Here is a 6,376-nt window from a genome sequence, read left to right on the forward strand (position 1 = left end):
GATCCGCTGGCTGAGGATTTTGTTGCGCCAAATCCTCAGCGCTCTCTTCGTGGGGCCGACGATCAATCCGGTCTGAAATTAGCGTTCTTCACGGACGACGAAGGATGGCCGCGGGCGAGATCCGGGCCGTCATGGTTCGAGACGCGCTTCGCGCTCCTCACCATGAGGGTCGTCTTACGTGGCCGCTAGTCGTCGTCGGCGACATCCGAGAACATCGCTCGCTTCAAGCGCCAGCCGCGCGGCCTGGCGCGCTTTGCCGGTTCGCCGGTGGCCTGCGTGGCGAGGACAGGCTTACTTTCCTTGCCTCGCTCCATGGCGCGCTGGGGCGGTGGCCAATGCGCAAGGTGCGTGCCTGTGCTCTCGCTGGCGTGCACGAATGTCGATGACAGACCTTTGCGGTCGGACGAGCCTTTCATGGCCTTATCTCCCGGAGGGGAAATCGTTGGCCAAATTTGTTGACAAGAAGTTAATGGACGCGGTTTAACGCCGGCCAATTCGACGCAGTCGAAGCAGGCGTGACGAGGCGCTGTCTCAATCAGCAATAAATATTGAGTATCTGGTTGCTTAGGAACTTCGCTAAAAACCGAGCGTATCGTTTAGGCGATTTTTCGACGATTTGGGGGATAGTGAGCCGCATGTGCGGGATTGTCGGCATTCTCGGGCGCGAACCGGTTGCAGAGCAATTGGTGGATTCGCTCAAACGTCTTGAATATCGCGGCTACGATTCCGCGGGCGTCGCCACGCTCGAAGGCAAACACCTCGAGCGCCGCCGCGCCGAGGGCAAGCTGAGGAATCTGGAGAAGCGGCTCGAAGCGGAGCCTCTGAAGGGCACGACCGGCATCGGTCATACCCGCTGGGCCACCCACGGCAAGCCGACCGTGAACAACGCCCATCCGCATGCGACCGAGCGCGTCGCTGTCGTCCACAACGGCATCATCGAGAATTTTCGCGAGCTGCGCCAGGAACTCGAGAAGAACGGCGCGGTGTTCCACACCGAGACCGATACCGAGATCGTGCTGCATCTGGTCGACGATCTGCTCACGCGTGGCAACAAGCCGGTCGAGGCGGTAAAGCTGGCACTGGCGCGGCTGCGCGGCGCCTTCGCGCTCGGCTTCATCTTCGCCGGCGACAACGACCTCATGATCGGCGCTCGCAACGGCCCGCCGCTTGCCATCGGCTATGGCGACGGCGAGATGTATCTGGGCTCCGACGCCATCGCGCTGGGCCCGTTCACCGATACGATCAGCTATCTCGAGGATGGCGACTGGGTCGTGCTGACCCGCAACAGCGCCGACATCTTCGACAAGGACGGCCATGCCGTCCAGCGCGACAAGATCAGGCACGCGGCCTCGACGTCGCTGGTCGACAAGGCCAATTACCGCCACTTCATGGCCAAGGAGATCCACGAGCAGCCTGAAGTGGTCGGCCACACGCTGGCGCGCTATGTCGACATGGCGACCGAGCGCGTGTCGCTGCCGGTCAAGCTGCCGTTCGACTTCAAGGACATCCAGCGCATCAACATCACGGCGTGCGGCACCGCGAGCTACGCCGGTTTCGTCGCAAAATACTGGTTCGAGCGCTTCTCGCGCGTGCCGGTCGAGGTCGATGTCGCCTCCGAATTCCGCTATCGCGAGGCGCCCTTGCGCAAGGGCGATCTCGCCATCTTCATCTCGCAATCGGGCGAGACCGCCGACACGTTGGCCGCGCTGCGCTACGCCAAGGCCGAGGGCGTGCACACGGTTGCCGTCGTCAATGTGCCGACCTCGACCATCGCGCGCGAGAGCGAGACCGTGCTGCCAACGCTCGCCGGACCCGAGATCGGTGTGGCCTCGACCAAGGCCTTCACCTGCCAGCTCATGGTGCTGGCAAATCTTGCGATCGCGGCCGGCAAGGCCCGCGGCGAGCTGTCCGACGAGGACGAGACCAAGCTGGTCCATGGCCTGGTCGAGATCCCGCGTTTGATGACGGATGCGCTCACCACCGAGCCCCAGATCGAGAAGCTCGCACGCGAGATCGCCAAATCGCGTGACGTGCTCTATCTCGGCCGCGGCACCAGCTTCCCGCTCGCGCTCGAAGGCGCGCTGAAGCTGAAGGAGATTTCCTATATTCACGCCGAGGGCTATGCCGCCGGCGAGCTCAAGCACGGCCCGATCGCGCTGATCGACGAGACCATGCCGGTCGTCGTCATCGCGCCTTACGACCGCGTGTTCGAAAAGACGGTTTCAAACATGCAGGAGGTCGCCGCCCGCGGCGGCAACATCATCCTGATGACCGACGCCAAAGGCGCGGAAGAGGCGACCGTCGAGTCCCTCGTCACCATTGTGATGCCTGATATGGCGGCAGCCTTTACGCCGATCGTTTATGCCGTTCCCGTGCAACTGCTCGCCTATCACACGGCTGTCGTCATGGGCACGGACGTCGACCAGCCGCGCAACCTCGCGAAATCGGTGACCGTGGAATAGGCAACCGTGGAATAGGCACAAGGGATAATAGACACAAGGGATATCGGTCGGTCGCTTCGTGGTCTTCCAAAACCTGCTAGAAGACCCTAGCTTGTGTGCTGCGACCGACCTGGAACCCGAATGACCCCCCGCGACGACGCGCCTGCGCCGCTTGATCCCGCGCCGGAACCGCATACCGGCCTGATGGGCCGTTTCCGCAATTATTTCCTCACCGGCCTCGTGGTGACGGGACCGGTTGCGATCACCTTTTATCTGGTTTGGTGGTTCGTCACCTGGGTTGATGGCGTGGTGCGGCCATTCGTGCCGCTGGCCTATCGGCCTGAAACCTACATGCCGTACGTCATCCCCGGCTGGGGACTGATTGTCGCATTCTTCACGCTGACTCTGGTCGGCTTCCTCGCGGCCAATCTCATCGGCCGGACGCTGGTCGATGTCGGCGAGACCTTTCTCGGCCGGATCCCGGCGGTGCGCGCCATCTACCGCGGCCTGAAGCAGGTATTCGAGACGCTGTTCTCGGGCAAGGGCTCGAGCTTCCGCAAAGTCGGCCTGGTCGAGTTTCCCTCGCCGGGCATGTGGTCGATCGTGCTGATCTCGCAATCGCCGAACGAGGACGTCTCTCGCAGCCTGCCGGGTCAGGAGGAGCACGTCTCGGTGTTCCTGCCGTGCTCGCCGAACCCAACCACCGGCTTCTTCTTCTACGTCCCCAAGAGCAAGATCGTCGAGGTCGACATGAGCACCGAGGATGCCGCGACCCTGATTATGTCGGCTGGCGTGGTGCAGCCGGGCTCTACGCCCGACCCGAAGAAGGCCGCCGCGCTCGCGGGCATGGCGAACGCCGCGCGCATTGCCAACGCCTCGGCGCTCCAGGCCCAGCCTGCGAAGGTGGAGTAGAGCCATTCCTCCCAGGGATGGCCGCCGGTGACGCGGGCGTCCGCGTCCTCTGCTAGTCTCCGGTTGAACTGAGCGCGTCGCTCGGATTCGATCTGGAGTGCATGATGTCCAAAACGACGTCAAAGACGATTGCGATCCTCGCGCCCGGTGCCATGGGCAGCGCCGTGGCCCGCCGCCTCGGCGAGCACGGTGCGCGCGTGCTGACGTCGTTGAAAGGGCGGAGCGAGGCGACGCGCAAGCGCGCGGCGGATGCCGGCATGATCGGCGCCGAGGACGATGAGATCGCCGACGCCGACATCATCCTTTCGATCGTGCCGCCAGGCGAAGCCGTGGCGCTCGCCGAGCGGCTGGCGGGGCTGATCGTCCGGCGCGAGAAGAAACCGGTCGTGGTCGATTGCAACGCCGTCAACGTCGATACCGTCAAGAGGATCGAGGAGATCATCGGCTCGGCACAGGCGCCATTCGTCGATGCCGGCATCATCGGATTTCCGCCGCAGCCCGGCGGCAAGAGCCCGGCCTTCTACATGTCCGGCGAGCATGCCGGCGAGGTCGCTGTTCTCAAAGACCTTGGGCTCGACGTGCGGATCGTCGAGGGCCCGGTCGGCGCAGCCTCGGCTTTGAAAATGTCCTATGCCGGCATCGTCAAGGGACTCGCCGGCATCGGCTCGGCAATGGTGGTCGCGGCAACGAAAGCGGGCGCGGCCGATGCACTACGGGACGAACTCGCAATGAGCCAACCCGCGGTCCTTGCCCGGCTCGAAGTCGCGCTGCCGGATATGATCCCGAAGGCCTATCGCTGGGTCGCGGAGATGCGGGAGATTTCCGGTTTCCTCGGACCCGATCATCCGGCCAGCCAGATTTACGAGGGTTTTGCGCGCTGGTTCGAGCATCTCGCCGAGGACGCGAAAGGCGAGGCGGCGGATGCCGACTTGATGAAGGCATTCGCCGCGCGTATCGCGCAGAAGAAAGCCTGATCGTCCGGTCTCTCCAGGAGGTCAGGTCGTGTTGTGTCGCGATCGAAGGCGGAGCGCAGAATGCGCCACTGGCAGAGCCAGCGCGGGCGGTCGATGACGACCGGTGTATCGGCGCGCGCGAGCGTGAGATCGAAGGCAAGTCCCGAGAATCTGCCGTCGACAACCCACGCATCGCCCGCGATCGCGTCAGTGACGCGCGTTCGAAAGCTCGCTTTGTCGGATGGCTTCCAGCCCGGCCGCCAGTAGAGCACGTCGAGATGGATCACCGGCAGACCAAGCCTTTGCCCGAGATTCCGGGAGAGGCTCGTCGTTCCGCTACCCTGGCAGCCAACGACGATGATCCGGCGCATTGCCGCAGGGTTCCATAAAGTCGGGCTCTGGGAAAGAGGACGGCTTCTGAACCCGCTTTATTACCTCGGATGTAATTGAGCCAATTCGCAGCTTGACTACTCTCCACATCATTCACCCGACAGGAAGCGTCCTATCAAGCCTCCTGTCGCGTATGTGTCGGTGCATGAGGAGAGAGAGATGCAAGTCGTGTTTACGCGAAAGGAGCCGCCGGGATGGCTGCTCGACATGTGGAAGGAGATCGACGACAAGACTTTCGGACGAGGTTTCGACTGTTTTGCGGAGGATGCCGTCTGCAATCTCGGCGTCGCCGATTGGAAGGGGCGGGAAGCGATCCGCGCCAATCTGAAGGCCTTCATCGACAGCGGCTTCACCGCGCTGCATTGCGTCACCGAATATTGGGATGCAGGCTCCCTGAAGGTGTTTCGCGGCGTCGTCGACATGACACCCGATGATCCCTCGATGAAGGCGGTGCATCCCACGATGACGCACTTCTTCTACATGGACGAGACGGACGATACCAAGGTACGGCACTGGGTCGGCGCCGTGGGCCCAGTCGCCTTCGGTTGATCGCCTCGAACCTGCTACTAGCGGCGGCGCCTCGGGTATACCGACGCACCGCCGCCTATGCGTATTGACGATACCGCAGATCGACGGGAAGGACCGACCATGAAAGCGATGGCCAGCGCCCTCAAGACACGCGCCAATTCGGCGGGCGCTCTCCTGCGTCAATGGCGAGACATTCGCGGCAAGACGCAGCTCGACCTGTCCTTCGACGCCGGCGTTTCGCAGAAGCACATCAGCTTCGTCGAGAGCGGTCGGAGCGTTCCGAGCCGCCAGATGCTGCTCGATCTTGCCCAAGCCCTCGACGTTCCGCTGCGCGAGCGAAACGAGCTGCTGCTGGCCGCCGGCTACGCGCCGTCCTATGCTGATCCAGCGCTCGACACGCCGGCGATGACGAGCATCAACCATGCTCTGCGACGCATGCTGCGTCAGCACGAGCCGTTTCCCGCCATCGTCATGGACCGGTATTGGAACGTGCTGATGACCAACGATGCCGCCCCTGAGCTGTTCAACTGCTTCATCGACATGTCGGCGAGACCGGCGCCGCGGAACCTGCTGCATCTCATGTTCGATCCGGACGGCATGCGTCCCTTCATCGCGAACTGGCCGCAGACCGCCCGCGGATTGCTCGCACGGGTGTATCGCGAGGCGGTCGGGCACGTCGTCGATATCAGGACGAAGGCGCTGCTGGAGGAATTGTCGCAGTACCCCGGGGTGAAGCCGGAATGGCGTGCGCCCTCGGCCTCCGATGCGATGCCGATGATCCCGCTGTCCTTCGTCAAGGACGGTGTGACGCTGGACTATTTCTCCTTGATCACGACGGTCGGAACGCCGCAGACGGTCACTGCAGAGGAACTACGGATCGAGTGCATGTTCCCCGCCAACGAGGCGACCGAAGCCGAGCACGGCAGGTTTTTGGGCGCGCACGCCGGTTGAGGGGGCGTCGCCGCGAGTCCACCTGATCGCTATGTGCTAGGCTCTACCCGCATCGTCATTGCGAGTGCAGCGAAGCAATCCAGAATCCCTCCGCGGTAAGACTCTGGATTGCTTCGCTGCGCGTAACTGCCCAGGTGGCCGTTTGTATTCTCTTGACTGACCACATGTGTTTGTGAGTCAAGGTATGGGTGACGCCGCCAA

General features: G+C 63.1%; 7 protein-coding genes. 6 read left to right on the top strand and 1 reads right to left on the bottom strand.

Going from position 1 to position 6,376, the window contains the following annotated elements; all coding sequences use genetic code 11:
* The coding region (locus IVB27_RS29450; RefSeq protein WP_247446409.1) for a hypothetical protein at positions 1-189 on the top strand (189 nt) is incomplete at its 5' end.
* Here the strand turns inward: IVB27_RS29450 and IVB27_RS29455 are convergent.
* Positions 186-416, bottom strand: coding sequence for a hypothetical protein (locus tag IVB27_RS29455; RefSeq protein WP_247446410.1), 231 nt, complete (start codon positions 414-416; stop codon positions 186-188). The genes IVB27_RS29450 and IVB27_RS29455 overlap by 4 nt on opposite strands.
* Before the next feature lie 219 nt (positions 417-635).
* Here IVB27_RS29455 and glmS point away from each other — a divergent pair, with 219 nt between their 5' ends.
* From glmS to IVB27_RS29480, 5 genes are all read left to right on the top strand, one after another.
* Positions 636-2,462: a glutamine--fructose-6-phosphate transaminase (isomerizing) gene (gene glmS, locus IVB27_RS29460; protein ID WP_247446411.1), complete on the top strand. Its 1,827-nt coding sequence runs from the start codon at positions 636-638 to the stop codon at positions 2,460-2,462.
* 120 nt (positions 2,463-2,582) lie between these two features.
* Positions 2,583-3,353, top strand: coding sequence for a DUF502 domain-containing protein (locus IVB27_RS29465; protein WP_247346839.1), 771 nt, complete (start codon positions 2,583-2,585; stop codon positions 3,351-3,353).
* 104 nt (positions 3,354-3,457) lie between these two features.
* Complete coding sequence (locus tag IVB27_RS29470; protein ID WP_247446412.1) at positions 3,458-4,327, top strand: NAD(P)-dependent oxidoreductase; 870 nt, start codon at positions 3,458-3,460, stop codon at positions 4,325-4,327.
* Between the two features lie 528 nt (positions 4,328-4,855).
* Entirely contained in the window at positions 4,856-5,245 is a 390-nt protein-coding gene (locus IVB27_RS29475; RefSeq protein ID WP_247446413.1) for a nuclear transport factor 2 family protein, read from the top strand.
* A 99-nt stretch (positions 5,246-5,344) separates the two neighbouring features.
* Positions 5,345-6,175: a helix-turn-helix domain-containing protein gene (locus IVB27_RS29480; RefSeq protein WP_247446414.1), complete on the top strand. Its 831-nt coding sequence runs from the start codon at positions 5,345-5,347 to the stop codon at positions 6,173-6,175.
* The last annotated feature ends 201 nt before the right edge of the window (positions 6,176-6,376 follow it).

This window comes from Bradyrhizobium sp. 197, from assembly GCF_023073375.1.
Classification (GTDB): Bacteria; Pseudomonadota; Alphaproteobacteria; order Rhizobiales; family Xanthobacteraceae; genus Bradyrhizobium.

Coding starts and splice junctions, on each gene's coding strand:
- IVB27_RS29475 (WP_247446413.1), top strand. CDS start 4,856: ATGCAAGTCGTGTTTACGCGAAAGGAGCCGCCGGGATGGCTGCTCGAC.
- IVB27_RS29480 (WP_247446414.1), top strand. CDS start 5,345: ATGAAAGCGATGGCCAGCGCCCTCAAGACACGCGCCAATTCGGCGGGC.
- IVB27_RS29470 (WP_247446412.1), top strand. CDS start 3,458: ATGTCCAAAACGACGTCAAAGACGATTGCGATCCTCGCGCCCGGTGCC.
- IVB27_RS29455 (WP_247446410.1), bottom strand. CDS start 416: ATGAAAGGCTCGTCCGACCGCAAAGGTCTGTCATCGACATTCGTGCAC.
- IVB27_RS29465 (WP_247346839.1), top strand. CDS start 2,583: ATGACCCCCCGCGACGACGCGCCTGCGCCGCTTGATCCCGCGCCGGAA.
- glmS (WP_247446411.1), top strand. CDS start 636: ATGTGCGGGATTGTCGGCATTCTCGGGCGCGAACCGGTTGCAGAGCAA.